23 protein-coding genes are annotated in these 26,466 nt (G+C 56.9%); 8 read left to right on the top strand and 15 right to left on the bottom strand.

Annotated elements, in window-relative coordinates; genetic code table 11:
* Window positions 1–11: 11 nt before the first annotated feature.
* The 8 genes from AD670_RS00665 to mnmG form a co-directional block, all read right to left on the bottom strand.
* Window positions 12–482: a F0F1 ATP synthase subunit B gene (locus AD670_RS00665; RefSeq protein ID WP_008439543.1), complete on the bottom strand. Its 471-nt coding sequence runs from the start codon at window positions 480–482 to the stop codon at window positions 12–14.
* A gap of 55 nt (window positions 483–537) precedes the next feature.
* Window positions 538–795 carry a F0F1 ATP synthase subunit C gene (gene atpE, locus AD670_RS00660; protein WP_002555987.1) on the bottom strand — a complete coding sequence of 86 codons (258 nt, stop codon included), beginning with the start codon at window positions 793–795 and terminating at the stop codon, window positions 538–540.
* A gap of 133 nt (window positions 796–928) precedes the next feature.
* Window positions 929–1,798: a F0F1 ATP synthase subunit A gene (gene atpB, locus AD670_RS00655; RefSeq protein WP_017736231.1), complete on the bottom strand. Its 870-nt coding sequence runs from the start codon at window positions 1,796–1,798 to the stop codon at window positions 929–931.
* 16 nt (window positions 1,799–1,814) lie between these two features.
* On the bottom strand, window positions 1,815–2,222 hold the full coding sequence (locus AD670_RS00650) for a F0F1 ATP synthase subunit I (RefSeq protein WP_010565865.1): 408 nt from the start codon (window positions 2,220–2,222) through the stop codon (window positions 1,815–1,817).
* Between the two features lie 148 nt (window positions 2,223–2,370).
* The gene (locus AD670_RS00645) at window positions 2,371–3,243 is read right to left on the bottom strand and encodes a ParB/RepB/Spo0J family partition protein (RefSeq protein ID WP_053127452.1); all 873 of its coding nucleotides are present in this window, start codon (window positions 3,241–3,243) and stop codon (window positions 2,371–2,373) included.
* Window positions 3,244–3,252: 9 nt separating this feature from the next.
* Window positions 3,253–4,050, bottom strand: coding sequence for a ParA family protein (locus AD670_RS00640; RefSeq protein WP_016978715.1), 798 nt, complete (start codon window positions 4,048–4,050; stop codon window positions 3,253–3,255).
* Window positions 4,051–4,068: 18 nt separating this feature from the next.
* Window positions 4,069–4,713: a 16S rRNA (guanine(527)-N(7))-methyltransferase RsmG gene (gene rsmG / locus AD670_RS00635; protein WP_053127450.1), complete on the bottom strand. Its 645-nt coding sequence runs from the start codon at window positions 4,711–4,713 to the stop codon at window positions 4,069–4,071.
* Window positions 4,710–6,602 carry a tRNA uridine-5-carboxymethylaminomethyl(34) synthesis enzyme MnmG gene (gene mnmG, locus AD670_RS00630; protein ID WP_053127447.1) on the bottom strand — a complete coding sequence of 631 codons (1,893 nt, stop codon included), beginning with the start codon at window positions 6,600–6,602 and terminating at the stop codon, window positions 4,710–4,712. The genes rsmG and mnmG overlap by 4 nt, the downstream gene beginning before the upstream one ends.
* Window positions 6,603–7,166: 564 nt before the next feature.
* Between mnmG and AD670_RS00625 the strand changes: the two genes are divergently transcribed.
* From AD670_RS00625 to AD670_RS00615, 3 genes are all read left to right on the top strand, one after another.
* Window positions 7,167–7,673, top strand: coding sequence for a sigma-70 family RNA polymerase sigma factor (locus AD670_RS00625; RefSeq protein ID WP_053127445.1), 507 nt, complete (start codon window positions 7,167–7,169; stop codon window positions 7,671–7,673).
* Window positions 7,673–8,617, top strand: a complete 945-nt coding sequence (locus AD670_RS00620) for a FecR domain-containing protein (RefSeq protein WP_053127444.1) — start codon at window positions 7,673–7,675, stop codon at window positions 8,615–8,617. The genes AD670_RS00625 and AD670_RS00620 overlap by 1 nt, the downstream gene beginning before the upstream one ends.
* A 92-nt stretch (window positions 8,618–8,709) precedes the next feature.
* Entirely contained in the window at window positions 8,710–11,148 is a 2,439-nt protein-coding gene (locus AD670_RS00615) for a TonB-dependent siderophore receptor (protein WP_053127442.1), read from the top strand.
* 53 nt (window positions 11,149–11,201) lie between these two features.
* Here AD670_RS00615 and mnmE read toward each other — a convergent pair whose 3' ends face one another.
* The 5 genes from mnmE to rpmH all read right to left on the bottom strand — a co-directional run bounded on the left by mnmE (window position 11,202) and on the right by rpmH (window position 15,151).
* On the bottom strand, window positions 11,202–12,572 hold the full coding sequence (mnmE, locus tag AD670_RS00610; RefSeq protein ID WP_053127440.1) for a tRNA uridine-5-carboxymethylaminomethyl(34) synthesis GTPase MnmE: 1,371 nt from the start codon (window positions 12,570–12,572) through the stop codon (window positions 11,202–11,204).
* Between the two features lie 79 nt (window positions 12,573–12,651).
* Window positions 12,652–14,355, bottom strand: a complete 1,704-nt coding sequence (gene yidC / locus AD670_RS00605; protein WP_053127438.1) for a membrane protein insertase YidC — start codon at window positions 14,353–14,355, stop codon at window positions 12,652–12,654.
* 2 nt (window positions 14,356–14,357) lie between these two features.
* Complete coding sequence (gene yidD / locus AD670_RS30415) at window positions 14,358–14,603, bottom strand: membrane protein insertion efficiency factor YidD (RefSeq protein ID WP_010207715.1); 246 nt, start codon at window positions 14,601–14,603, stop codon at window positions 14,358–14,360.
* Window positions 14,596–15,000, bottom strand: coding sequence for a ribonuclease P protein component (gene rnpA, locus AD670_RS00600; RefSeq protein ID WP_053128141.1), 405 nt, complete (start codon window positions 14,998–15,000; stop codon window positions 14,596–14,598). Before rnpA ends, yidD begins: the two co-directional genes overlap by 8 nt.
* Window positions 15,001–15,016: 16 nt before the next feature.
* Window positions 15,017–15,151: a 50S ribosomal protein L34 gene (rpmH, locus tag AD670_RS30410; RefSeq protein WP_003213577.1), complete on the bottom strand. Its 135-nt coding sequence runs from the start codon at window positions 15,149–15,151 to the stop codon at window positions 15,017–15,019.
* A 585-nt stretch (window positions 15,152–15,736) separates the two neighbouring features.
* Here rpmH and dnaA point away from each other — a divergent pair.
* Genes dnaA through gyrB form a run of 4 tightly spaced genes read left to right on the top strand, consistent with a single transcriptional unit; the run spans window position 15,737 to window position 21,945 of the window.
* Entirely contained in the window at window positions 15,737–17,257 is a 1,521-nt protein-coding gene (dnaA, locus tag AD670_RS00595) for a chromosomal replication initiator protein DnaA (RefSeq protein WP_053127436.1), read from the top strand.
* A 38-nt stretch (window positions 17,258–17,295) separates the two neighbouring features.
* Entirely contained in the window at window positions 17,296–18,399 is a 1,104-nt protein-coding gene (gene dnaN, locus AD670_RS00590) for a DNA polymerase III subunit beta (protein ID WP_005783345.1), read from the top strand.
* A gap of 20 nt (window positions 18,400–18,419) precedes the next feature.
* A complete protein-coding gene (recF, locus tag AD670_RS00585) occupies window positions 18,420–19,523 on the top strand; it encodes a DNA replication/repair protein RecF (RefSeq protein WP_003187251.1) in 1,104 nt (367 codons plus the stop codon).
* A 4-nt stretch (window positions 19,524–19,527) separates the two neighbouring features.
* On the top strand, window positions 19,528–21,945 hold the full coding sequence (gene gyrB / locus AD670_RS00580) for a DNA topoisomerase (ATP-hydrolyzing) subunit B (RefSeq protein ID WP_053127434.1): 2,418 nt from the start codon (window positions 19,528–19,530) through the stop codon (window positions 21,943–21,945).
* Between the two features lie 102 nt (window positions 21,946–22,047).
* Here the strand turns inward: gyrB and AD670_RS00575 are convergent, their stop codons facing one another.
* Complete coding sequence (locus tag AD670_RS00575) at window positions 22,048–22,770, bottom strand: response regulator transcription factor (protein ID WP_053127432.1); 723 nt, start codon at window positions 22,768–22,770, stop codon at window positions 22,048–22,050.
* 445 nt (window positions 22,771–23,215) lie between these two features.
* Between AD670_RS00575 and AD670_RS00570 the strand changes: the two genes are divergently transcribed.
* Window positions 23,216–25,498, top strand: coding sequence for a CHASE2 domain-containing protein (locus tag AD670_RS00570; protein WP_053127430.1), 2,283 nt, complete (start codon window positions 23,216–23,218; stop codon window positions 25,496–25,498).
* 179 nt (window positions 25,499–25,677) lie between these two features.
* On the opposite strand, the gene AD670_RS00565 is transcribed toward AD670_RS00570, so the two are convergent.
* Window positions 25,678–26,448 carry a 1-acyl-sn-glycerol-3-phosphate acyltransferase gene (locus AD670_RS00565; protein ID WP_053127428.1) on the bottom strand — a complete coding sequence of 257 codons (771 nt, stop codon included), beginning with the start codon at window positions 26,446–26,448 and terminating at the stop codon, window positions 25,678–25,680.
* Between the last annotated feature and the right edge of the window lie 18 nt (window positions 26,449–26,466).

Here is a 26,466-nt window from a genome sequence, read left to right as displayed (position 1 = left end):
ATCGCCCTCGCTTAAATTTCAGCAGCCAGTTTGTTAACCAGCTCCGCGTGCGCGTTTTGATCAATTGTGGCACCCAGGATCTTCTCAGCACCGCCGACGGCCAGAGCACCCAATTGGGCACGCAGCGCATCTTTGACACCGTTCAGTTCCTGCTCGATCTCGGCTTGAGCCTGAACCTTCACACGGTCAGCGTCGATACGGGCTTTTTCAACAGCCTCTTCAACAATCTGGTTACCGCGTTTCTTGGCTTGCTCAATGATTTCGGCTGCTTGAGCTTTCGCTTCGCGCAGTTGCTGACCCGCTTTATCTTGGGCCAACTCCAGGTCGCGAGCTGCTCGTGCGGCAGCGTCCAGTCCATCCGCGATCTTCTTTTGACGTTCGTGCAAAGCCGCGATGACCGGAGGCCATACGAACTTCATGCAGAAAACGACAAAAATCAAGAACGCTAAGGACTGACCAATAATGGTTGCATTAATGTTCACGCCAATACCTCGCTCATTCGTTGCACAACACACCAATCACTCGCAAAACGAGTGATTAACCGGCGAGTTGACCAACGAAGGGGTTCGCGAAGGTGAAGAACAGAGCGATACCAACGCCGATCATGGTCACGGCGTCGAGCAGGCCGGCAACGATGAACATTTTAACTTGCAGCATTGGAACCATTTCTGGCTGACGCGCTGCGCCTTCCAGGAACTTGCCGCCCAGCAGGCCGAAACCAATGGCAGTACCCAGGGCGCCCAGGCCGATCAACAGTGCAACAGCGATAGCGGTTAGACCAACTACAGTTTCCATCTTTCCTCCCGACTTTTACGTCGTATGGTTTAGGTTTTTTAGATTTTAAAGCGGTAAAACAAATCGTTTCATAGCCCTGGTGGGCCACCTTCCCGTTTCACCGGGAAGGACATCAGACTAGTCGAGACTGGTCTTAATGGTTCTCTTCGTGCGCCATCGACAGATAGACGATGGTCAGCATCATGAAGATGAAGGCCTGCAGGGTAATGATCAGGATGTGGAACACAGCCCACGCCCACTGCAGAACAATGCCCAGGCCGCTAAGCCAGAGCAGGCCGCTGCCGAACATCACAGCGATCAGAATGAACACCAGCTCGCCGGCATACATGTTGCCGAACAGTCGCAGGGCCAGGGAGATCGGCTTGGCGATCAGGGTGACGAATTCCAGCAGGAAGTTCACCGGGATCAGCAGGGCTTGAACGAAGATGTTCTTGCTGCCGAAAGGGTGCAGGGTCAGTTCGCCGATGAAGCCGCCGATGCCCTTGATCTTGATGCTGTAGAAAATGATCAACGCAAATACCGACAGGGCCATGCCCAGGGTAGCGTTCGGGTCAGTGGTCGATACAGCGCGGAATGGAATGTGCGGGTCGCCGGAAATCGCCATGGCCAACTGAGGAATCCAGTCAACCGGGATCAGGTCGACGGCGTTCATCAGGAACACCCAGACGAAGATGGTCAGTGCCAGCGGTGCAATCACCGGGCTACGGCCATGGAAGCTGTCTTTCACGCTGCCATCGACGAATTCGACCAATACTTCAACGAAGTTCTGCAAAGCACCTGGCTGACCGGAAGTCGCCTTCTTTGCCGCCATGCGGAAAATCAGGACGAAGATCAGACCCAAAGCGACCGACCAGCCCAGAGTATCCAGGTGGAAAGCCCAGAAGCCCATTTCTTTGGCTTCTGCTGCGGAGTGGGCAAAGCCCCAGCCGCCGTTGGGAAGCTGACCGAAGGTCAGGTTCTGCAAGTGGTGCTGGATATAGCCCGAAGCGGTTGTTTCTGCCATGGTTGCCTCAAACGCCCTAAGGTTTCGAAAGTCTTGTTTTCATTAGCAGGGGAGCGAACCAGCTGACCAGTTGGGTCAACACGAAGACGCCGAATACAGCCAGCGGCGCCAATGGCTTCACACCTGCAAAGGTCAGTGCAAACAGCACTGCCGTCAAAATCAGTTTCCCCGCCTCGCCGGCATAAAAAGACCGGACGATAGCCTGGGCTGCTCGGGCGCCGGAAAACCGAAAGGCCCTGTGAGCAAAATACATATTGGGCAGCAAGGCTATCAGGCCTCCGCAAAGTCCTGAATATCCGGCTACGACTCCATGCCAATACCAAAGCGCCAAAGCGGCGATCAGCAAAATGACAAATTGAGCCAATAAAACCGGAAAAACAGCCAAGCGATGGAAGGGCAACGTGTTTGGCGTGCGGGTTTCCATCACTCTTGCTCCTCAATAGTCGGCTGCCGGAAATCAATAACTTGGCATAATTTGTGCCGACAAAATGCGCGCAGAGTATAGGGGCGGTTCTGCCCCTATTCAACTGCCGGGTAGTGATTTCCGATCACGCGCTACATAAGCAAATGTTTCAGCGGATGTGGGCAAGGACGCCCTGAAGCTCATCAAGGGAGTTATATCCGATGACCAATTGTCCTTTGCCTTTCTTCCCGTGGCGAATTTGCACCGCAGAGCCCAGGCGCTCGGCCAGGCGTTGCTCAAGGCGCGCGATATCCGGATCAGGTTTGGCCGTTTCGACCGGTGCAGGTTTGCCGCTGAGCCACTGGCGAACCAAGGCCTCGGTCTGACGAACGGTGAGCCCTCGTGCGACAACGTGTCGCGCCCCTTCAACCTGTTGATTTTCCGGCAAACCGAGCAAAGCACGGGCGTGACCCATCTCCAGGTCGCCATGGGACAACATCGTCTTGATGACTTCCGGCAGCGCGATCAGGCGCAGCAAGTTGGACACGGTGACACGGGATTTACCCACGGCCTCGGCCACTTGCTGCTGGGTCAACTGGAATTCCTGCTGAAGACGCTGCAAGGCGATCGCTTCTTCGATCGGATTGAGGTCTTCACGCTGGATATTCTCGATCAACGCCATGGCGATCGCGGTTTCATCCGGTACATCGCGCACCATCGCCGGGATGGTGTCCTTGCCGGCCTGTTGGCTGGCGCGCCAGCGGCGTTCACCGGCGATGATTTCAAAACGGCCGCCGCCTATCGGGCGCACCACGATCGGCTGCATCACGCCCTGGGCCTTGATCGAGTTAGCCAGTTCTTCGAGCGCCTGGGGGTCCATGTCACGGCGTGGCTGGTATTTGCCGCGCTGGATCAGGTCCAGGGGCAGGTGCTGCAGCTCACGCTCCTCAGCCTGCACCGCTTGTTCTTCAAGCGATGTGACGGTCGGACCACTCAACAGTGCATCCAGTCCACGTCCGAGACCTCGTTTCTTGACGGCCATGGGAATTCCTTAAGTTGGCTGGGCTGCAGCGGTGCGTGAGTTGCGGCGTTGGCGACGGACCATCTCGCCGGCCAATGCCAGGTAGGCGATGGCACCACGCGATGATTTGTCGTACGCCAGCGCGGGCATGCCATAGCTTGGCGCTTCGGCCAGGCGGATATTGCGTGGAATCACGGTGTCGTACAGCTGGTCGCCAAAGTGTTCCTTGAGCTGCGCCGACACATCGTTCATCAGGCTCAGGCGCGGATCGAACATGGTCCGCAGCAGGCCTTCGATCTGCAGGTTCGGGTTGAGCAGCTCGGCGATACGCTTGATGTTATCCACAAGGTCGCTCAACCCTTCCAGCGCGTAGTACTCGCACTGCATGGGGATAATCACCCCATCGGCAGCCACCAATGCGTTAAGCGTGAGCATCGACAGCGACGGTGGGCAGTCGATCAAAATGTAGTCGTAGTTCTCGCGGATCGGTGCCAAAGCACTGCGCAGACGGCTTTCCTTCATCTGCATTTCCAGCAGCACCACTTCCGCCGCAGTCAAATCGCGGTTGGCCGGCAGCAGTTGATAACCGCCATGCTCGGAGTAGTGCATGGCCTGGGCCAGGTCGCACTCGCCAATCAGCAAGTCGTAGACCGAGTTTTCCAGGCCGTGTTTATCCACACCGCTACCCATGGTGGCGTTGCCCTGTGGATCGAGATCGATCAACAGCACCCGGCGCTTGGTGGCGACCAGGGATGCTGCGAGGTTGATGCAGGTGGTGGTTTTGCCCACGCCACCTTTCTGGTTCGCTATCGCGAATACCTTAGCCATTCTTGCTTGTGTTCCCAATCATGCCGTGCGGCGCAGTATCAGCAGATGGCGTTGGCCTTGGCAACCGGGTACGGCCAAGGCGTGTTCGCTATCGAGGTGGAAGTCTGCCGGCAATGCTAACAGCTCATCGCTTGGATGGACGCCCTTCATTGCCAGCCAGCGGGTGTCACGGTCGCCCAGGTGACGGGTCCAGTTGCTGAAGTTCTCCATGCTGCTGAACGCCCGGGAAACAATTCCGTTGAACGGCAGTTCAGGCGTAAAGGCTTCGACGCGACTGTGGATAACTTGCAGGTTATCCAGTTTGAGTTCGAGTTTGACCTGGGTCAGGAAACGAGTTTTCTTGCCGTTGCTGTCCAGGCAGGTCACCTGCGACTCGGGAAACAGGATAGCCAGTGGAATGCCAGGCATACCGCCACCACTGCCCACGTCAAGCCAACGACCGTTTTCGATAAATGGCATCACGCTCAGGCTGTCGAGCAAGTGACGGGAAACCATTTCGTCGGGATCACGCACGGCCGTCAGGTTGTAAGCCTTGTTCCACTTGATCAACAGGGCCAGGTAACCCAAAAGCAAATCGTGCTGGCCTTCGGTCAAGTCCACGCCCAATTGGCGCGCACCTGTGGATAACTCTTCGGCGTGTTGCGAGGTGACCAACGAACTCAAGCGCTTTGCTCCAACTGACGGCCCGCGCCGCGTTTTTTCAAATGAATCATCAACAGCGAAATGGCTGCCGGGGTGACGCCGGGGATACGTGAAGCCTGACCAAGCGTTTCAGGGCGAGTTATCCCCAGCTTGCTTTGGATTTCTTTCGACAACCCGGAAATACCGGTGTAGTCGATATCCACAGGCAGCTTGGTGTCTTCACTGGCGCGCAGGCGAGCGATCTCGTCCTGCTGGCGGTCAATGTAACCGGCGTACTTGGTCTTGATTTCGACCTGCTCGGCAACCTGTGGATCATCTGCGCCGCCGCCGGTCACTTCGACCAGACCCGCGTAATCGATCTCCGGGCGGGACAGCAGGTTCAGCAGGTTGTACTCGTGGGTCAGCGGCGTACCGAATTTTTCCGCGATCGCATCGCCCTGCTCGGTGCCCGGGCGAACCCAAGTACTTTTCAGGCGTTGCTCCTCGAGCTCGATGCTTTCGCGTTTTTTGCAGAAGGCGGCCCAACGTGCGTCATCGACCAGGCCCAGTTCACGACCTTTTTCGGTCAGGCGCAGATCGGCGTTGTCTTCGCGCAGGATCAGGCGATATTCCGCACGGGAAGTGAACATCCGATACGGTTCCTGGGTTCCCAGGGTAATCAGGTCATCGACCAACACGCCGATATACGCTTCATCGCGACGCGGGCACCAGCTCTCTTTGCCCTGGGCACGCAATGCGGCGTTGGTCCCGGCCAGCAAACCTTGGGCACCTGCTTCTTCGTAACCGGTGGTGCCGTTGATTTGCCCGGCGAAGAACAGACCGCCGATCACTTTGGTTTCCAGGCTGTACTTCAGGTCACGTGGGTCGAAGTAGTCATATTCGATGGCGTAGCCCGGACGCACGATGTGCGCGTTTTCCATGCCGCGAATCGATTGCACGATCTGGATTTGCACGTCGAACGGCAGGGAAGTGGAAATCCCGTTCGGGTACAGCTCGTGGGTGGTCAGGCCTTCGGGCTCGATGAAGACCTGGTGGCTTTCCTTGTCGGCAAAGCGGTGGATCTTGTCTTCGATCGATGGGCAGTAACGCGGGCCAATCCCTTCGATTACTCCGGAGTACATCGGCGAGCGGTCGAGGTTCGCCGCGATGATTTCGTGGGTGCGGGCGTTGGTGTGGGTAATCCAGCAGCTCACCTGTTTGGGGTGTTGCTCCTTGGAACCCATGAACGACATCACCGGAATCGGCGTATCGCCAGCTTGTTCGGTCATCACCGAGAAATCCACAGAACGCCCGTCGATACGCGGAGGGGTCCCGGTTTTCAGGCGTCCGACACGCAAAGGCAATTCACGCAGGCGTTTTGCCAAGGCAATCGACGGCGGATCACCGGCACGACCACCCGAATAGTTCTGCATACCGATGTGGATAAGTCCGCCGAGGAACGTACCGGTGGTCAACACCACGGATTCTGCAAAGAAACGCAGGCCCATTTGGGTGACAACACCACGGACAACGTCTTGTTCGACGATCAGGTCATCGGCGGCTTGTTGAAATATCCACAGGTTGGGCTGGTTTTCCAGGGTTTCGCGGACCGCAGCTTTGTACAGGATGCGGTCGGCTTGGGCCCGAGTGGCACGTACAGCCGGGCCTTTACGGCTGTTGAGCACGCGAAATTGAATACCACCCTTGTCGGTAGCCTCGGCCATCACGCCACCAAGGGCGTCGATTTCCTTGACCAGGTGGCTTTTGCCGATCCCACCAATGGCGGGGTTGCAACTCATGGCACCGAGGGTTTCCACGTTATGCGTCAACAACAGGGTTTTTACGCCCATGCGTGCTGACGCCAGTGCTGCCTCGGTACCGGCATGACCGCCGCCGATGACGATCACTTCAAAACGGGAAGGGAAATCCACCACGCACCTCGTGCCTGCTTATGTAGGTAATTAGGAATTGATTGGTTGAGCTGGTTTTAGAGCTTTGGCGGCAAGTATAGGGACTTCGCCCTTCCTAAAGAACCCTTTGCACAAAATTTAACCAGCTGTGGATGAATCACAGACAATAGAAATTAAAAGAGAGAAAGTTATTAAATCTTTGTTTTTATGTTTATTTCTACTGAGCATGATTTCTGTGGATAGATCTCTACAGGCCTTTATTTACAATGTGTACAGCGTTTCAAAAGTCTGTGGTCATGTGCCAATGAGGCCCTTGGATAAGTGCTTTAAGCCTGTGGATTAAACAGGTGGTTATCCACAGATGGGTTTTTACTCAGGTTTCAAGCCCTGTTATCAACTGGGTACAGGGGCGGTTATTCACAGGGCTTAATCCACAGAAATCCGGCAATGGTGCGAATTTCGCCCACGACGAAGCCAACCGAATCTTTCTATTCGGCGGTGAGTACGTCAAAAAGAGATCTATTGTGAGAAAACAGCGGGGCGGTTAATAATAGCGATTATCATTAACCTAGCTTGTCATGCCCTATGCCCCCTTCTTCACACACGGCTGCGGTTCAGAACATCTACGAGCAGCACCATTCCTGGTTGCACGGGTGGCTCAAAGGCAAGTTGCATAACGCCTGCGATGCAGCAGATGTGGCACACGATACGTTCTTGCGCATTTTGGGGGGGCGGCATGCCGCGCAGATCGTTGAACCGCGTGACTACCTGGCGACCATCGCCAGGGGCCTGGTGATTGACCGTTATCGCCGGCATGCCATCGAACAGGCCTACAAGCAAACCTTGGCCGAACGGCCTGAAGCCACGGCCATCAGTGAAGAAGACAAGGCCATTATCTTCGAGACGCTGGTGGCTGTGGATAAAGCCCTGTCTGGACTCGGTGAGCGAGCGCGACAGATCTTCCTGTTGTCGCAGATCGAGGGGCTGACTTATCAACAGATCGCCCATCAACTGCAGGTGTCGCTGACCACGGTGAAGAAGCACATGATCCGCGCGTTGACTGAATGCTCGCTGATCATGGCCAGCCTGTAATGGCCGCCCCCGATCGCAAGACCTTCGAGGCCGCTGCTAACTGGTATGTACAGTTTCAATCCCAAACGCCTACGGCTGCTGAACGGCTTGCCTGGCAACAATGGCTCAACGGCGATCCGTCCCATCAGGCGGCTTGGAACCAGATGGATCAATTGCAGCGCAGTCTCGGCGCCCTGCCCCAGGATTTCACCCGCCGGGCATTGTCGACCACGCAACAACGTCGTCAGGTATTGAAGTGGATGCTGGTAATGGGAGGTACCGGGTGCCTGGGCTGGAATGTTCAGCAACATACCTCCCTGGGCAATGTATGGGCCGACTACCGGACGTCTGTGGGTGAACGCCGGCGTGTCGCATTGGCTGACGGCACACGGATTGATCTGAATACCAGCACGGCAATTGACGTGATATTCGATGGGCGCCAACGTTTGATCCGGCTGCGTGAAGGTGAAGTACATATCCACACCGGCAAGTTGGGCGGGCAGACGCCCTTTTATGTCGAAACCCGCCAGGGCCGAGTCCAGGCACTGGGTACACGGTTTACAGTACGCCAGTTGCCAGATTCCACGCGTGTCGGTGTTCTGGAGGATCGCGTAAGTGTGTCCCCTGGTGACCAGCCCGACCATGCTCGACTGCTCGGTGCCGGTGAGAGCGCTGACTTTGATCGTCAAAACGTAGGGCTTGACCACACGTATAGCGGGTCCCAGGCAGCCTGGGTCGATGGGCAGCTGATCGTATTGGATGCTCGCCTCGGGGATGTGATCGAAGACCTTGCCCGCTACCGTGCCGGTGTCCTGAAATGCGACTTGGCTTGCGCACGCCTACGTGTTTCCGGGACCTTCCGCCTGGATTCCACCGATGCGGTATTGGCGAATCTGCAGGCAACCTTGCCTATTCAGGTGAAATACTTCACTCGCTATTGGGTTTCGGTGAAGCGAATCGCTTGATCGCAAAAAATATCCTCACAAGGGGTTATCTTTTTTTTACCTGGCACGGCCCTAAAGGTAATCACGACGCCACCTTCAGGGCTTACCCACCTATGCGCCTTCGCACCAAGCTCCGCCAGCGACTTTCCTACCACGGTATGACGTGCAGCCTGCTGCTCGGCACGGCAGCCACAGCCGGTGTTTTGCTATCCAGTGATGCCATGGCCGCCAGCGCGGTGCAGCATTACGCCATTGCGGCCGGTCCCCTGGACAATGCCTTGAGCCAATTTGCCGCCAGGGCGAATGTGATTCTGTCTTTCTCGCCCCAGCAAACCGCGCGCTTGAACACAACCGGGCTGGAAGGTGACTATTCGGTTGATCAAGGTTTTGCACTGTTGCTGCAGAACTCGGGGTTACAAGCGATAGTTCAGGCGCCTGGCAGCTATGTCCTGCAGGCCATTCCTACAGGGCAACTCACGCTCGCGCCCACCACGGTCAGCACTTATCAAACGGCGGGGTTCAGTCAAGAGGTTGCCGGGGATGTGGGCTACAAAGCGCAAAACAGCCGTATCGGTACCAAGACCAGCACGCCTCTGTCGGAAACACCGCGTTCGGTATCGGTTGTCACCGGCCAGCGCATCAAGGACCAGAAGTCGCAGACCCTGACTGAAGTATTGGGCTACGTGCCAGGTATCTTCGCGCCGCCCTTTGCTGCTGGCGACGGTCTCGCGGGTGACTTGTTCTTCATCCGCGGTTTCAATGCCACGGATTACGGCTACGGCCTGCTGCGAGATGGCCTGCGCGTACAAGGCAATCGGTACGACACCACCAGTGAGCCCTATGGCCTGGAGCGGGTCGAAGTCTTCCGTGGGCCTTCTTCCCTGCTGTACGGTGAAAACGCGCCTGGCGGCTTAGTGAACCTGGTGAGCAAACATCCGACTGCCACGCCGCAAGGTGAAGTGCAGCTCGGTTATGGCTCGAATAATCGGCGTCAGTTGGGTGTGGATATCTCTGGTCCACTCAACGACAGCGGAAACATCCTTGGCCGGGTTGTGATGCTCGGCCGCAAGTCTGACACGCAGACTGACCATGTTCCTGATGATCGCCTGTACATCGCGCCTTCATTGACCCTGAATTTCGACGACTTCAACACGCTCACTCTGTTGGCCAATTACCAAAAGGATCACACCAATCTCGAACTCGGCCTACCCGCTGCGGGGACCCTGCTTACAAATCCGAACGGAAAGCTGTCCAAGCACACCATGCTCGGCGACCCAGACTGGAATACGTTCGAACGTGAAGCCTGGAGCAGCGGATACGAATTCAGCCACAGCTTCAATGATGAGTGGCAGTTCCGCCAGAACTCGCGGTACATGCAATCGCGCATCAACCGTCACGAAACCTGGCCGAGCACATTGAACAATGGTGGTTTCGGCACCCAACTGAACATGACGGCCTACGACCGCTACAACAAGTCGATGGTCTACTCCCTGGATAACCAGTTGGAAGGCAAATTCCAGGTCGGGGACCTGGACAATACGGTGTTGTTCGGCGCCAGTTATGACCGCACCTCGTTCAACCAGGATTGGGACGCAGGTTTCGCCGGCACCATCAATGTGTATAACCCAGTGTACCTGCGTGAGCCACTTACCCCAGTGGCTGTGCAAAACACCTTGCTCGAGCAGCAGATGAAGGGTGTTTATGCACAAATCCAGAGCAAGTATGACCACTGGTTGTTCCTGCTGGGCGGCCGCCAGGACTGGGTCGACAGTGATTACCGCGACAAGGTCAACAAGGCCAGCAACACCGGCTCCGAAGACCGCAAGTTTACCTACCAGGGCGGGGTGATGTACCAGTTCGACAACGGCCTGACGCCGTACGTCAGCTACTCCACCGCATTTGTGCCTGTACAGCAGATCTCCAACGCCGGTTCACCGTTGAAGCCGATCACCAGCAGTCAGTACGAAGTGGGTGTGAAGTACGAGCCGGTCGGCTGGGATACAGCGATGACCCTGTCGGTGTATGACTTGCGCAAGGAAGACGACACCTACCTCGACACCACCACCAACAGCTACCGCCAGGTAGGCGAAAGCCGGGCCAAAGGTGCCGAGGTCGAGGTGAACAGCAACATCACGCCCAACCTGAATGTGACCGCAGCCTACACCTACACTGATGCTCGTATTACCAAGGACTCCGCTACCTCGCTGGTCGAGGGGCATCAGATGACGGGGGTTCCGCGCAACCAGGCCTCGGTGTGGGGCAAGTACCGCTTCCTCGATGGCCAACTCAAGGGCTTGTCCCTGGGCGGCGGTGTGCGCTATTTCGACAGTACGTTTTCTTACACCCAGCCAAGTCTGTACGGAAAGCTGGATGCTGGGAGCGTCACTCTGGTGGACGCAGCTGTCGGCTATCAGATCGACAAGCACTGGTCAGTGGACGTGAACGCCAAGAACCTGTTCGACAAGAAGTATGTTTCTGGCTGCAACGACGCGGGCCGCTGCTACTGGGGTGACAGTCGTACACTGCTTGGGACTGTTTCTTACAACTGGTGAAGGATGAAGGCCTGAAAATATTCTTCAGGCCTCTATCGCTGGCAAGCCAGCTCCTACTTGCCGATACAGAAGCTGGAGAAGATCCGTCCCAACAAATCATCGGAGCTGAATGCCCCGGTGATTTCTCCCAACAGCTGCTGCGCCTGGCGAAGATCCTCAGCCAGCAGCTCCCCCGCCCCCGCCAAGGTCAACTGCGCCCGGCCGTGCTCCAATGCCGCGCTTGCATGGCGCAGCGCCTCCAGGTGCCTGCGACGTGCACTGAAGCTGCTTTCCGACGTCTGCTCGTAACCCATGCAGGCCTTGAGATGCTCGCGCAGCAATTCCAGGCCCTCACCCGCAGACTTCGCGCTCAGGCTGATAGTGACGTGGCCATCAGCGCTGGTTTCCATCGCAATGGCCTCACCCGTCAGGTCGGCTTTGTTACGAATCAAGGTGACTTTGGCCGGGTCCGGCCGTTGTTCGAGGAATTCCGGCCACAATGCAAAAGGATCCACAGCCTCCGGCGCGGTGGCGTCCACCACCAGCAGTACCCGGTCCGCTTCGCCGATGGCTTTGAGCGCGCGTTCCACGCCGATCTTTTCCACCTGGTCATCGGTATCGCGTAAACCGGCGGTGTCGACGACGTGCAACGGCATGCCATCGATGTGGATATGTTCGCGCAGGATATCCCGGGTGGTGCCGGCGATCTCGGTGACAATGGCTGCTTCACGCCCCGCCAGCGCATTGAGCAGGCTGGATTTGCCGGCATTGGGGCGCCCAGCGATCACCACTGTCATGCCGTCGCGCAATAACGCGCCCTGCCCGGCTTCGCGCAGGACTGTGGATAATTCATCGCGGACTTTATCCAGCATCGTCAGGACATGGCCATCGGCGAGGAAGTCGATTTCTTCTTCTGGAAAATCAATCGCGGCCTCGACGTAGATGCGCAGGCTTATCAACTGCTCGGTCAAGTTATGCACACGCAGGGAAAAAGCGCCCTGTAGCGAGCGCAGTGCATTACGTGCAGCTTGTGCAGAACTGGCCTCGATCAAATCGGCAATTGCTTCAGCCTGTGCCAGGTCGAGCTTGTCGTTAAGGAATGCCCGCTCACTGAATTCTCCAGGGCGAGCCAGGCGGCAACCCAATTGCAGGCAGCGCTGCAGCAACATATCCAGAACGATTGGGCCGCCATGCCCCTGCAACTCCAGCACGTCTTCACCCGTGAAGGAGTTTGGTCCAGGGAAGTACAGGGCCAGGCCTTCGTCCAACACTTCTTCATCAGAGCCCAGGAACGGGCCGTAATGGGCATAGCGCGGCTTCAACTCTCTCCCGCTGATGGCCTTTGCAGCAATGCCGGCGAGCGGCCCGGAAATTCGAACGATACCGACACCGCCACGACCCTGGGCGGTAGCGACAGCAGCGATGGTTTCACGAGGAGCGCTCATCAGCAGGTTCCAGAATAAAAGTGACGGAAAGCAAAACGCCCCACTAGGGGGCGTCTTGAGTGGTTATCCACAGGGTAAATTACGCCTCGGCTTTTTTGGTAGCCGCTTCGATTTTACGCGTGATGTACCACTGTTGAGAGATCGACAACACGTTGTTGACCACCCAGTACAGAACCAGACCAGCAGGGAACCACAGGAAGAAGAAGGTGAAGATGATTGGCATCATTTTCATCACTTTGGCCTGCATCGGATCCGGCGGTGTCGGGTTCAGGCGCTGCTGGATAAACATGGTTGCGCCCATGATGATCGGCAGGATAAAGAACGGGTCTTTGATCGACAGGTCAGTTATCCACAGCATGAACGGTGCCTGGCGCATTTCCACGCTTTCCAGGAGTACCCAGTAAAGCGACAGGAATACCGGCATCTGCACCAGAATCGGCAAGCATCCACCCAGCGGGTTGATCTTCTCTTTCTTGTACAGCTCCATCATGGCCTGCGACATTTTCTGCCGGTCATCGCCATGTTGTTCTTTCAGCGCGGCCAGTTTAGGGGCCACGGCACGCATGCGCGCCATCGACTTGTAGCTGGCGGCCGACAGTGGGAAGAAGATCCCCTTGATCAACATCGTCAGGAAGATGATCGAGAAGCCCCAGTTGCCGACGATGCTGTGGATATGTTGCAGCAACCAGAAGATCGGCTGGGCAATGAACCACAGGATGCCGTAATCCACAGTCAGTTCCAGACCTGGGGATAACTCTTTCAGCACGGCCTGGCTTTTCGGGCCTGCGTACAGGGTAGCGCTGGTTTCGGCCTTGGCACCTGGAGCGACGGTCATCGCCGGGCCGGTATAGCCGATGATGTAGTTACCTTTGCTGTCCTTGCGCGCCAGTACTGCATTGTTCTGGCCAGGCTGAGGAATCCAAGCAGTCACAAAGTAGTGTTGCAGCCAGGCTACCCAACCACCGTTCACGTTATAGGTGATCGGTGCCTTGGTTTTGTCTTCGGCGACTTTATCCATGTCCTTCATGGACACTTTTTTGTACGGCTCCGAACTTGTCCACAGGGCAGCGCCCAGGTAAGTCGCGGTGCCGGTCGCAGTACTGGACGATGGATCGGAGCTGGCGTCACGCTTGAGCTGCGCAAACATTGCACCGGTCCAAGGCTGAGCGCTCTGGTTGTCGATCAAATAGGTGACAACGATGTCGTACAGGCCGCGCTTGAGGGTGAAGCGCTTGATGTAGTTGACGCCGTCCTTGCTGAACTTCAAATCTACGACCAGTTGGTCCTGGCCATCTGCCAGTTGATAGTTCTTCTTCTCCGCAGAGAAAATCGGACGACCGGTTGGGCTCGCATCAGGGCCGTTGGTGCCGATCAGGCCACTTTGTGCCTGGTAAACACGTTCGCCACCGTTATCGAACAACTGGAATGGAATTTCCGGGTGATCCTGACGACGCGGATACAGCGGAAGTGTCAGTTTGGCAACATCGCCACCTTGCGGGTCGATAGCCAGGTCCAATACATCCGTCTTGATCTGGATGAGATCGGTGCTTGCGGCGACTGCAACTTCGGCAGGTGCGTTTGTTTCGCCCGCTGCGCGTGGAATGTCATCACTGGCGGCAGTATTGGTGCCACTTACTGTGTCGGGAAGCCCCGCTGGAACAGCATTGGCAGCAACATTCTGAGTCGGCAGGGCAGCTTGGCCGTAGTCCTGGTTCCACTTAAGGACCATGACGTAGGACACGATTGCCAGGGCGACGATCAGGATCGTGCGTTTAATATCCATGATTACTCGGCCATCGAAGAAGAACGGGAGGTAGGGATAGGTGGAACCGGGTCATAACCACCGGGATTCCACGGATGACAGCGACCTAAACGACGAAAGGTCAGCCAGCCACCGCGCAGAAGACCATGATTTTCTATGGCCTCTAACGCGTAGCAGGAACAACTGGGGTAGAAACGACAGTGGCTGGCCATCAGAGGACTAATGGCATAGCGATAAAACTGGATCGGAACGAGCGCCAGTTTACGCATCGGTGCTGTCTACCCCTACAGTTTCGGTGCTGACTGCTGGTGCTGGTTTGTTGGTACGCGCCAGACGTTTCCAGAGCTTGCCGAAATGCTGAATCAATTCGGGGTTTTCTACATCCCCCAAGCCTTTGCGCGCGACGATAACAATATCCCAACCAACCAGTGTGTCCTGGTGGAGGCGAAACGATTCGCGCATCAGACGCTTGAGGCGATTGCGCTCAACGGAGAGCTTTACGCTCTTCTTGCCGATCACCAACCCGAGACGGGGGTGATCAAGATCGTTGTTACGCGCAAGGAGCAGGAGATTTTTCCCCGGAACCTTGCCGGTGGGGGAGTCAAAGACTGCCTTGAAGTGCCGGGGGGTTAGCAGACGCTTTTCCCGACTGAAGTCCTGACTCACCACCAGTACCGGATTATCAAACTGCCAGACGCGCACGACCTTTGGCGCGGCGACGCGACAGGACAGCACGGCCGTTCTTGGTAGCCATGCGAGCACGGAAGCCGTGGGTACGGGCGCGTTTGATGGTGCTTGGTTGGAAAGTACGTTTCATGGCGTTGTTACCTGGTTCGTCCACAACGGGCCGGAATGGCCCCCGTTTTAAGAGACCGGCGATTCTAGAGAAAGCAAGCCTCTAGGTCAATTTCCAACCAGCTTTTCCTTCAATTAGATCTTTACGGGCCTCCAGACCTTTTCTTTCCGTTCTGCTTCCATGAGCAATGCCATAGATATAAAAATAAAGAAGGAAGTTATTTAAAGCTTTTCTGTAAAGCTTATAAAAGCTAGGCAGGCCATCCTCTGTGGATAACTGCCTTAAGGCCATATTCCACGTGCTGTACAGAGAATGACAACACGGGGGAGAAACGGTGCTCTGCCTGTGCTGCGCTGTCGGATAAGCTGTGTGTGGAATGGCATGTTATCCACAGGCCAGTTACCCACAGACTTTCGACCCCACTTGTGCAACGAGCTCAGGGGCGCTTATCCACAGAGCTTATGCACAGACCGCTGGTCGCCTTTTTCAGCGATAAGACGTTGATTTTGGGTGGCCACTGAGCGACCTACATGTGGATAAGTGGGCGGTTGGCCGCTACAATGGCGGCTGTTTTTGCCTCACCGGCTTTCAACTTAGGGGATATCCGTGTCAGTGGAACTTTGGCAGCAGTGCGTGGAGCTTTTGCGCGATGAGCTGCCTGCCCAGCAATTCAACACCTGGATCCGCCCGCTACAGGTCGAAGCCGAAGGCGACGAGTTGCGCGTCTACGCACCCAATCGTTTTGTTCTGGACTGGGTCAACGAGAAGTACCTGAGCCGCGTTCTCGAATTGCTCGATGAACATGGCAATGGCCTCGCGCCCGTGCTCTCCTTATTAATAGGTAGCAAACGCAGCTCGGCACCTCGTGCAGCACCGAATGCCCCGCTGGCGGCAAGCGTCTCGCAGGCACAGGCCGCGGCGGCGCCTGTTAATAACTCGCCGGCACCGGTTGCCCAGACGCCTTCGAAATCCTCGTCGCAGAAAAACGCGCCTATTAATGAAGAGCCGTCCCGCGACAGCTTCGATCCGATGGCGGGCGCCAGTTCCCAGCAGGCTCCGGTTCGCGCCGAGCAGCGTACGGTGCAGGTCGAAGGTGCGCTCAAGCACACCAGCTACCTGAACCGCACATTCACCTTTGAGAACTTCGTCGAAGGTAAATCCAACCAGTTGGCCCGCGCGGCCGCCTGGCAGGTTGCCGATAACCCCAAGCATGGTTACAACCCGCTTTTCCTTTATGGTGGCGTTGGCTTGGGTAAGACCCACTTGATGCACGCTGTGGGTAACCACCTTTTAAAGAAGAACCCGAATGCCAAGGTCGTGTACCTGCACTCGGAGCGCTTCGTCGCTGACATGGTCAAGGCCCTGCAGCTCAATGCAATCAACGAGTTCAAGCGGTTCTACCGCTCCGTTGATGCATTGCTGATCGATGACATCCAATTCTTCGCGCGCAAGGAGCGTTCCCAGGAAGAGTTTTTCCACACCTTCAACGCCCTGCTCGAAGGCGGCCAACAGGTCATCCTGACCAGTGACCGTTACCCGAAGGAAATCGAAGGCCTGGAAGAACGCTTGAAGTCGCGCTTCGGTTGGGGCCTGACCGTTGCGGTAGAGCCGCCCGAGTTGGAAACCCGCGTTGCGATCCTGATGAAAAAGGCCGACCAGGCGAAAGTCGATCTGCCTCACGACGCCGCGTTTTTCATCGCACAACGCATCCGCTCCAACGTGCGTGAGTTGGAAGGTGCGCTCAAGCGTGTCATCGCGCACTCTCACTTCATGGGCCGCGACATCACCATCGAGCTGATTCGCGAATCCCTGAAGGACTTGCTGGCATTGCAGGACAAACTGGTGAGTGTGGATAACATCCAGCGCACCGTGGCCGAGTACTACAAGATCAAGATTTCCGACTTGCTGTCCAAGCGCCGTTCGCGCTCGGTGGCTCGTCCTCGTCAGGTGGCCATGGCGCTCTCCAAGGAGTTGACCAACCATAGCCTGCCGGAAATCGGTGATGTGTTTGGCGGTCGTGACCACACTACGGTCTTGCACGCGTGCCGCAAGATCAACGAACTTAAGGAATCCGACGCGGATATTCGCGAGGACTACAAGAACCTGCTGCGTACACTGACTACGTGATGACACCAGCGCAGCTTATTAAGGCAAGGGACTAGACCATGCATTTCACCATTCAACGCGAAGCCCTGTTGAAACCCCTGCAACTGGTCGCAGGCGTCGTCGAGCGCCGACAGACCTTGCCGGTGCTCTCCAACGTATTGCTGGTGGTCGAAGGCCAGCAATTGTCCCTGACCGGTACTGACCTGGAAGTCGAGCTGGTCGGTCGCGTGCAACTGGAAGAGCCCGCTGAACCTGGCGAGATCACAGTACCTGCGCGCAAGCTGATGGACATCTGCAAAAGCCTGCCGAACGACGCGCTGATCGACATTAAGGTTGATGAGCAGAAGTTGGTGGTCAAGGCCGGTCGCAGTCGTTTCACCCTGTCTACGTTGCCGGCCAACGATTTCCCGACTGTGGAAGAGGGCCCAGGCTCGCTGACCTGCAGCCTGGAGCAAAGCAAACTGCGTCGTCTGATTGAGCGCACCAGCTTCGCCATGGCTCAACAGGACGTGCGTTACTACCTCAACGGCATGCTGCTGGAAGTATCCGAAGGCATCATCCGCGCCGTAGCCACCGACGGTCACCGTCTGGCGATGTGCTCGATGCGTGCCGATATTGGCCAACCGGATCGTCACCAGGTGATTGTGCCGCGTAAGGGTATTCTCGAGTTGGCGCGCCTGCTCACTGAGCCGGATGGCAATGTCAGCATCGTACTGGGTCAGCACCATATCCGCGCGACCACCGGTGAGTTCACCTTCACCTCGAAGCTGGTTGACGGCAAGTTCCCAGATTACGAGCGCGTTCTGCCTAAAGGCGGTGACAAATTGGTGATCGGTGATCGCCAGGCCCTGCGTGAAGCGTTCAGCCGTACCGCAATTCTGTCCAACGAAAAGTACCGTGGTATTCGTCTGCAACTGGCCAACGGTCAGTTGAAAATCCAGGCCAATAACCCGGAGCAGGAAGAAGCAGAAGAAGAAGTGGGCGTTGATTACAACGGCGGCTCTTTGGAAATCGGCTTTAACGTGAGCTATCTGCTGGACGTGCTGGGTGTGATGACCACCGAACAGGTTCGCCTGATCCTGTCTGACTCCAACAGCAGCGCCCTGGTGCAGGAATCCGATAACGACGACTCGGCTTACGTTGTTATGCCGATGCGCCTGTAATCATGCTCAGCAGAAGCTAGATGTCCCTTAGTCGCGTCTCGGTCACCGCGGTGCGCAATCTGCACCCGGTGACCTTCTCCCCCTCCCCCCGCATCAATATCCTCCACGGCGCCAACGGCAGTGGCAAAACCAGCGTGCTGGAAGCCATCCACTTGCTGGGGCTTGCCCGTTCCTTTCGCAGTGCCCGCTTGTTGCCGGTGATTCAGTACGAACAACTGGCTTGCACGGTATTTGGCCAGGTCGAACTGGCGGAAGGCGGCCACAGTAGCCTGGGGATTTCGCGTGATCGCGGCGGTGAGTTCCAGATTCGCATCGACGGGCAAAACGCTCGCAGTGCTGCGCAACTGGCAGAGATCCTGCCATTGCAACTGATCAACCCTGACAGCTTCCGCTTGCTGGAAGGCGCGCCAAAAATCCGCAGACAGTTCCTCGATTGGGGAGTGTTCCACGTGGAACCGCGATTCATGGCCACGTGGCAGCGCCTGCAGAAGGCCCTGCGGCAGCGGAACTCATGGCTGCGGCATGGTACACTTGACGCCGCTTCGCAAGCGGCCTGGGACCGGGAACTGTGTCTGGCCAGCGACGAAATAGATGAATACCGCCGCGCCTATATCAAAGCCTTGAAACCAGTCTTTGAGCAGACCTTGAGTGAGTTACTGGATCTCGAAGGGCTGACGTTGAGCTACTACCGTGGCTGGGACAAAGAGCGTGAACTGAGTGCAGTGCTCGCCACCTCCTTGCAGCGGGATCAGCAAATTGGCCATACCCAGGCCGGCCCCCAACGGGCTGATTTGCGTCTTAGATTAGGCGCACACAATGCTGCGGATATATTGTCCCGCGGCCAGCAGAAGTTGGTGGTGTGCGCGTTGCGTATCGCCCAGGGCCATCTGGTTAGCCAAGCCCGACGTGGTCAGTGTATTTATCTGGTGGATGACTTGCCGTCTGAACTCGACGAGCAACACCGCCGCTCGCTATGTCGCTTGTTGGAAGACTTACGCTGCCAGGTGTTTATCACCTGTGTAGACCACGAATTATTGAGGGAAGGCTGGCAGACGGAAACGCCAGTCGCTTTGTTCCACGTGGAACAAGGCCGTATCACCCAGACCCACGACCATCGGGAGTGAAGGCATGAGCGAAGAAAACACGTACGACTCGACCAGCATTAAAGTGCTGAAAGGTTTGGATGCCGTACGCAAACGTCCCGGTATGTACATTGGCGACACTGATGACGGTAGCGGTCTGCACCACATGGTGTTCGAGGTGGTCGACAACTCCATCGACGAAGCTCTGGCCGGTCACTGCGACGACATCAGCATCATCATCCATCCGGATGAGTCCATCACCGTGCGCGACAACGGTCGTGGCATCCCGGTAGACGTGCACAAAGAAGAAGGCGTTTCGGCGGCAGAGGTCATCATGACCGTGCTCCACGCCGGCGGTAAGTTCGACGACAACTCCTATAAAGTCTCCGGTGGCTTGCACGGTGTGGGTGTCTCGGTGGTGAATGCTCTGTCCGAAGAGCTGATCCTGACCGTTCGCCGCAGTGGCAAGATCTGGGAGCAGACTTACGTCCACGGTGTGCCACAAGAGCCGATGAAGATCGTTGGCGACAGTGAAAGCACCGGTACCCAGATCCATTTCAAGCCATCGGCTGATACCTTCAAGAACATCCACTTCAGCTGGGACATCCTCGCCAAGCGGATTCGTGAACTGTCCTTCCTCAACTCCGGTGTTGGCATCGTCCTCAAGGATGAGCGCAGCGGCAAGGAAGAGCTGTTCAAATACGAAGGCGGCTTGCGTGCGTTTGTTGAATACCTGAACACCAACAAGACTGCGGTTAACCAGGTGTTCCACTTCAACATCCAGCGTGAAGACGGCATCGGCGTGGAAATCGCCCTGCAGTGGAACGACAGCTTCAACGAGAACCTGTTGTGCTTCACCAACAACATTCCGCAGCGTGACGGCGGTACTCACCTTGTGGGTTTCCGTTCCGCGCTGACGCGTAACCTGAACACCTACATCGAAGCCGAAGGCTTGGCGAAGAAGCATAAAGTTGCCACCACCGGTGACGATGCCCGCGAAGGCCTGACCGCGATTATCTCGGTGAAAGTGCCGGACCCTAAATTCAGCTCCCAGACCAAAGACAAGCTGGTGTCTTCCGAAGTGAAGACCGCCGTTGAACAGGAAATGGGCAAGTACTTCTCGGACTTCCTGCTGGAAAACCCGAACGAAGCCAAGCTGGTTGTGGGCAAGATGATCGACGCCGCGCGTGCCCGTGAAGCGGCGCGTAAAGCCCGTGAGATGACCCGCCGTAAAGGCGCGCTGGATATCGCCGGCTTGCCTGGCAAGCTGGCTGACTGCCAGGAGAAGGACCCCGCCCTCTCCGAACTGTATCTGGTGGAAGGTGACTCTGCTGGCGGTTCCGCCAAGCAGGGTCGTAACCGTCGCACCCAGGCCATCCTGCCGTTGAAGGGTAAGATCCTCAACGTCGAGAAGGCGCGCTTCGACAAGATGATTTCCTCCCAGGAAGTCGGCACCTTGATCACTGCGCTTGGCTGCGGTATTGGCCGTGACGAGTACAACATCGACAAGCTGCGTTACCACAACATCATCATCATGACCGATGCTGACGTTGACGGTTCGCACATCCGTACCCTGCTGCTGACCTTCTTCTTCCGTCAGTTGCCGGAGCTGATCGAGCGTGGCTACATCTATATCGCCCAGCCGCCGTTGTACAAAGTGAAGAAAGGCAAGCAAGAGCAATACATCAAAGACGACGACGCCATGGAAGAGTACATGACGCAGTCGGCCCTGGAAGATGCCAGCCTGCACTTGAATGATGAAGCCCCGGGAATCTCCGGCGAGGCGCTGGAGCGTCTGGTTAACGACTTCCGCATGGTAATGAAGACTCTTAAGCGCCTGTCGCGCCTGTACCCACAGGAACTGACCGAGCACTTCATCTACCTGCCGTCCGTAAGCCTGGAGCAGTTGGGCGATCACGCACACATGCAGGATTGGCTGGCCCAGTACGAGGTTCGCCTGCGCACCGTCGAGAAGTCTGGCCTGGTGTACAAAGCGAGCCTGCGTGAAGACCGTGAACGTAACGTCTGGCTGCCGGAGGTCGAATTGATCTCCCACGGTCTGTCGAACTACGTCACCTTCAACCGCGACTTCTTCGGCAGCAACGACTACAAGACCGTTGTGACCCTCGGCGCGCAACTGAGCACCCTGCTGGACGACGGTGCGTACATTCAACGTGGTGAGCGTAAGAAAGCGGTCAAGGAGTTCAAGGAAGCCCTGGACTGGTTGATGGCTGAAAGCACCAAGCGCCACACCATCCAGCGATACAAAGGTCTGGGTGAAATGAACCCCGATCAACTGTGGGAAACCACCATGGACCCAGCCCAGCGTCGTATGCTGCGTGTGACCATCGAAGACGCCATTGGCGCAGACCAGATCTTCAACACCCTGATGGGTGATGCGGTCGAACCTCGCCGTGACTTCATCGAGAGCAATGCCTTGGCAGTGTCTAACCTGGACTTCTGATCCAGGCGCGACCTCCAAAAAAAGGCCAACGCTATGCGTTGGCCTTTTTTATTGCGTGTAAATCATGCTCTGCAAAATGCTCCACGTGGAACATCGTGGTTTTTATCCAGAAGAAGCTGTAGCCACACTCTCCAACCGATACCCATACCCATAGATCGTCAACAACTGCCAACCTCTATCCGCGGTAAGCCCGAGCTTGTTGCGCAGCCGATAGATATGCGTATCCAACGGCCGAGAAGAGACCATTTCTTCATGGGTCCAGAACCGTTCATAAAGGTACTCACGCGACAGCGGCCGAGCCAGGTTGGCAAACAAGCAGCTCGCCAGGCGGTATTCGCGCTCGGTGAGGTTGATCGGTTTGCCTGCGCGCGTGACGGTCAACTCCGCGTCGTCGAAAGTCAGGTCATTAAAACTCTGCACTTCAGGGCTCGCTGATTTCTGCAGCCCGTGCCGCCGAAGTACAGCGGTGACCCGAGCTTTCAGCTCATTAGGGCGAAAGGGTTTGCTGACGTAATCGTCGGCGCCACTGTTCAATGCGGTGACGATATCGCTTTCGGCATCACGGCTGGTGAGCATGATGACGGCGGGTGGCGACTCCATGTGCTCACGGGTCCAGCGCAGCAATGCGATGCCGGTGATATCGGGCAGTTGCCAGTCGAGTATCAGCAGGTCAAAGGTTTCCCGACGCAACTGACGCAGCAGGTCTTCTCCGCGCTCGAAGCAATGCAGGGTCCAGGGCTGTTCGGCGGTGCTGGGGATTTGTCGCAGTGTCTGTTCCACCCGTCGCAATTCAGCGGGTTCGTCATCCAGTATTGCGACACGCATGGGTGGGTCCTTTCTTTTGAAGAGTACGGCAGTCGTATTGAGGGCACGTACTGCACAGATGCCAGTCATTGAATCTGAAGAATTGTGCTCAGATGCGACGACCCCTTGGATCTCTAGGTACGCTGGAATCAATAAGCGATTAAGCCATTGAAAGTCCTCTATACCTATGTGGGAAAGATACCGGCTCCAAGCCGTAAGGAAAAGGATCAGCCGACGCGTGTGCTGTCGTAAACTCCGGTGCCCTGATAGGGGAGGCTCTTTGGAATCCCAGCGTTATGAAGATCAAGCAGGAAAATTTTTCTACTGCGTCGAAAATGAGCTTCACTGGGCTCAACGCATCGTTCTATCGCGTGCGCGTGTCGGCTTCCGACGAGCGCCACCTGGAGGGGAAACCGGGGTCTATGCCATCTTCTACCGCACGCCAACAATACAGGCGCGTTGACCCATGATGCTTTGGGGCAAGGCCGAAAAACGTCAACCCACCCATGCCCAGCGCCTGTTCCACGGTCTGGTACGTGAGTGGTTGTGGATCGGGTTGCTGTTGTTGCCGATCACCGCCTACCTCTCAATGAGTCCTGGCCTGGCCTTGAATAACCCCCTGTACGACAGCCTTCGACGTTTGACGCCGCTGCCAGTGGATCCACGAATTCTGCTGGTGACCATTGATGATCCTAGCCTGAAGAAGCTCGGGCAGTGGCCCTGGCCGCGTAGCCTGCATGCCGACCTGATCGATCGCCTGAGTGCCGCGCAGCCGGCCGCTATCCTGTTTGATGTGATCTTCAGCGAACCTGGCGACCCGGCCAATGACAAGCGCCTGGCCGACTCGGTGTGCAACGCCGGCAACGTACTGTTGCCCCTGGCACGCGACGATTCCGCCAGCTACAGCCAGCCTGGGGCACAAATGCTCTCGCTGCTTAAATGCGCCAGGGGCGTCGGGCATATCAATGTGGAGGCCGATAGCGATGGCGTGGTCCGCAGCCTGTATATGCGTGAGGGTCCAGCCGACGCCACGGCGCTGCAGTTAGCGTGGCTGGCTTTCGTGATGAGCGGTCAATCTACGGAGATGCCAGGGGAGTCCCAGGCGTCGATTACCCAGGGCTGGCACCGGGAGCATGCCGTTCGTATCCCGTTTATTGCCCCCGGTACCCATTTTTCCAGCGTGTCTTATGTCAGCGTATTACGCGGTGAAGTGCCTCCTGAGCGGCTGCGAGACCGTCTGATTCTGGTGGGGGCAACCGCTTCGGGCATGGGCGATCGCTTTGTCACACCGCTCTCGCCCATGGCCGGCACTACGGCGGGCGTGGAGATCCAGGCCAACGTACTCAATGGCTTGCTGCAAGGTCGCAGTATTGTGGACCTGTCCGGATGGCTGGCCGCGCTGATGGCCACGTCCCTGGTAGCGTTGCTGCTGGGCCTGCTGCTCTACCGCCCACGCTACGCACTGTGGATGACCCTGGGGGGAATGTTTATGGCCTTGCTCGGCTCAGCGGCGCTATTGCGCATGGGGTACTGGTGGTCGCCGGCGGCCTGCTGGATCGGTTTGCTGCTCAGCTACCTGATCTGGAATTGGCGGCGTCTCAGCGTGATCCTGGCCTACTTCGGTTGGGAATTGGCCCGCCTGGATAACGAGCCCAAAGTCTTGCCCGAGCGCCGCCGTGCACCCGCCAGCAAAGGTGACGTTTTGCAGGGCCGCATCTTTGCCCTGGAGCAAGCCGTGAGCCGTACACGGGATACCCGACGATTTATGGCCGATGGGCTGGAGTGCTTGCCGGTGGCGACACTGATCACGGATACCGCAGGCAATATCCTGTTGGCCAACCGCATTGCCCGGGAAGTGTTCGGTAATAACTTGATCTCCCATAACCTTCTGGAACAGTTGGCTGACCTGGGTTACCCGCCGCTCCACAATGGCGTACGCCCTCCCCTCTCCGCGCTGGAACTCGTTGAGTTTAGGGATATTCACCAACGTAGCCTGCGCATGGAGCTTGCCCCGTTGCTACCGGCCGAAGGGGATGTGGCGCTGGGTTGGTTGCTGAGCCTTACCGACTTGAGCAAGGAACGCGAGGCCCAGCAGCATCGGGAAACCATGCTGCGCTTTCTCTCCCACGATTTGCGCGCACCCCACTCGGCGATCCTCGCGCTGTTGGATGTGCACAACAGTGAGTCGCCGATATTTGCCCAGATCGAGCAGCAAGTACGCCGCGCCTTGAGCCTGACCGAATCTTTTGTACAACTGGCGAAAGCCGAGGCCGATGGCTACCAGTTCGAGCCTACGCTGTTCGCCATGTTGGTAATGGATGCCTTTGACCAAGTGGCACTGATCGCCCAGCTCAAAGGCATTCACTTGGTCCACGATCTGGACGAGGCCGACGAAGGCATGGTGTCAGCCGATCAATCGCTGCTCACCCGCGCATTGTTCAATGTGCTGGAGAACGCGATCAAATACTCTGCATCCGGTACCACCGTCCGATTAAGACACAGCAGTGCGCAAGGTTGGTTGGAGTGCCTGATCAGCGACCAGGGCCCGGGGATAGCCGCCAAGGATTTGCCTGAGCTGTTCAGTCAGTACAAGCGCTTTGATTCGGCCCAAGGCAGCGAAGGGTTGGGGTTGGGACTGAGCATGGTCAAGGCGGTCGTGGAGCGTCATGGAGGCCATATCGGGTGTGAAAGCACCGTGGGCAAAGGCACCACTTTCCGCCTGCAGTTGCCCTTGCTGGACGACGGCTGAAACGTACTTTTCTGCTGTGCATAAAAAACCGGTCTCAAGGACCGGTTTTTTAATGCAGAAAAAACTTATGCACGGTTTTCGCTATTTTATGAGCTGTGGAAATATGTAATGAAATCAGCTTGTTATGAATGAAAAAAGCCAATTCGCCAACAAACCGTACACAGGTTATCCACAGATCTTCATACCACCGGCGTATCCACCACAATCGGCTCCGGCGGCAGCGAACCCATGGCCCGCTGCTGCGCTTCATTCCATGCCTGCGCACGCTCATTCAGCGCGGCAATGGCACGTGGGCCTTCGCCTTCTGCGTACATTGGCTCGCCAATCACCACAGTGATAGTGCCCTCGCGTTTTGCCCAGCCCGTCTTCGGCCAGAACTTGCCGGCGTTGTGCGCAATCGGCAACACCGGCAGATTGGCGTTCACCGCCAATGCCGTACCACCACGGGAGAACTTGCCTACGGTCCCAAAGGGCACCCGAGTACCTTCCGGAAAGATCAGTACCCACACGCCATCCTTGAGCAGCTCATCACCCTTCTTGGCAACGTGCTTGAGCGCCGCCTTGGGGTTGTCGCGGTCGATAGCGATCGGGCGCAACATGGCCATGGCCCAGCCGAAGAACGGCACGTACAGCAGCTCACGCTTGAGCACCTGGCTCAATGGCGAGAAGTAAGCCGAGAGGAAGAAAGTCTCCCAGGTGCTCTGGTGGTTCGACAGGATTACGCACGGCTGGTCCGGTACGTTTTCAGCACCCTTGATCTCGAAACGAATGTTCAGGAACACCTTGGTCAGCCACAACGCGCAGCGGCACCAATAGACGTTGATAAAGCGATAGCGCGCCTTGAACGGCAGGAACGGCGCAATAAAAAAGCTCAGGGTGCACCAGAGAAGCGAACTGGTGCCCAGCAGCAGGTAAAAGAAAAAGGTTCTGATGGCCTGCAAAATCGACATGGCGGCATTTACCGTTGC

This window comes from Pseudomonas sp. MIACH, assembly GCF_001269925.1.
Lineage (GTDB): Bacteria > Pseudomonadota > Gammaproteobacteria > Pseudomonadales > Pseudomonadaceae > Aquipseudomonas.
Note: the sequence above shows the minus strand (reverse complement) of the source record. Positions and strands in the feature narration are given on the sequence as shown.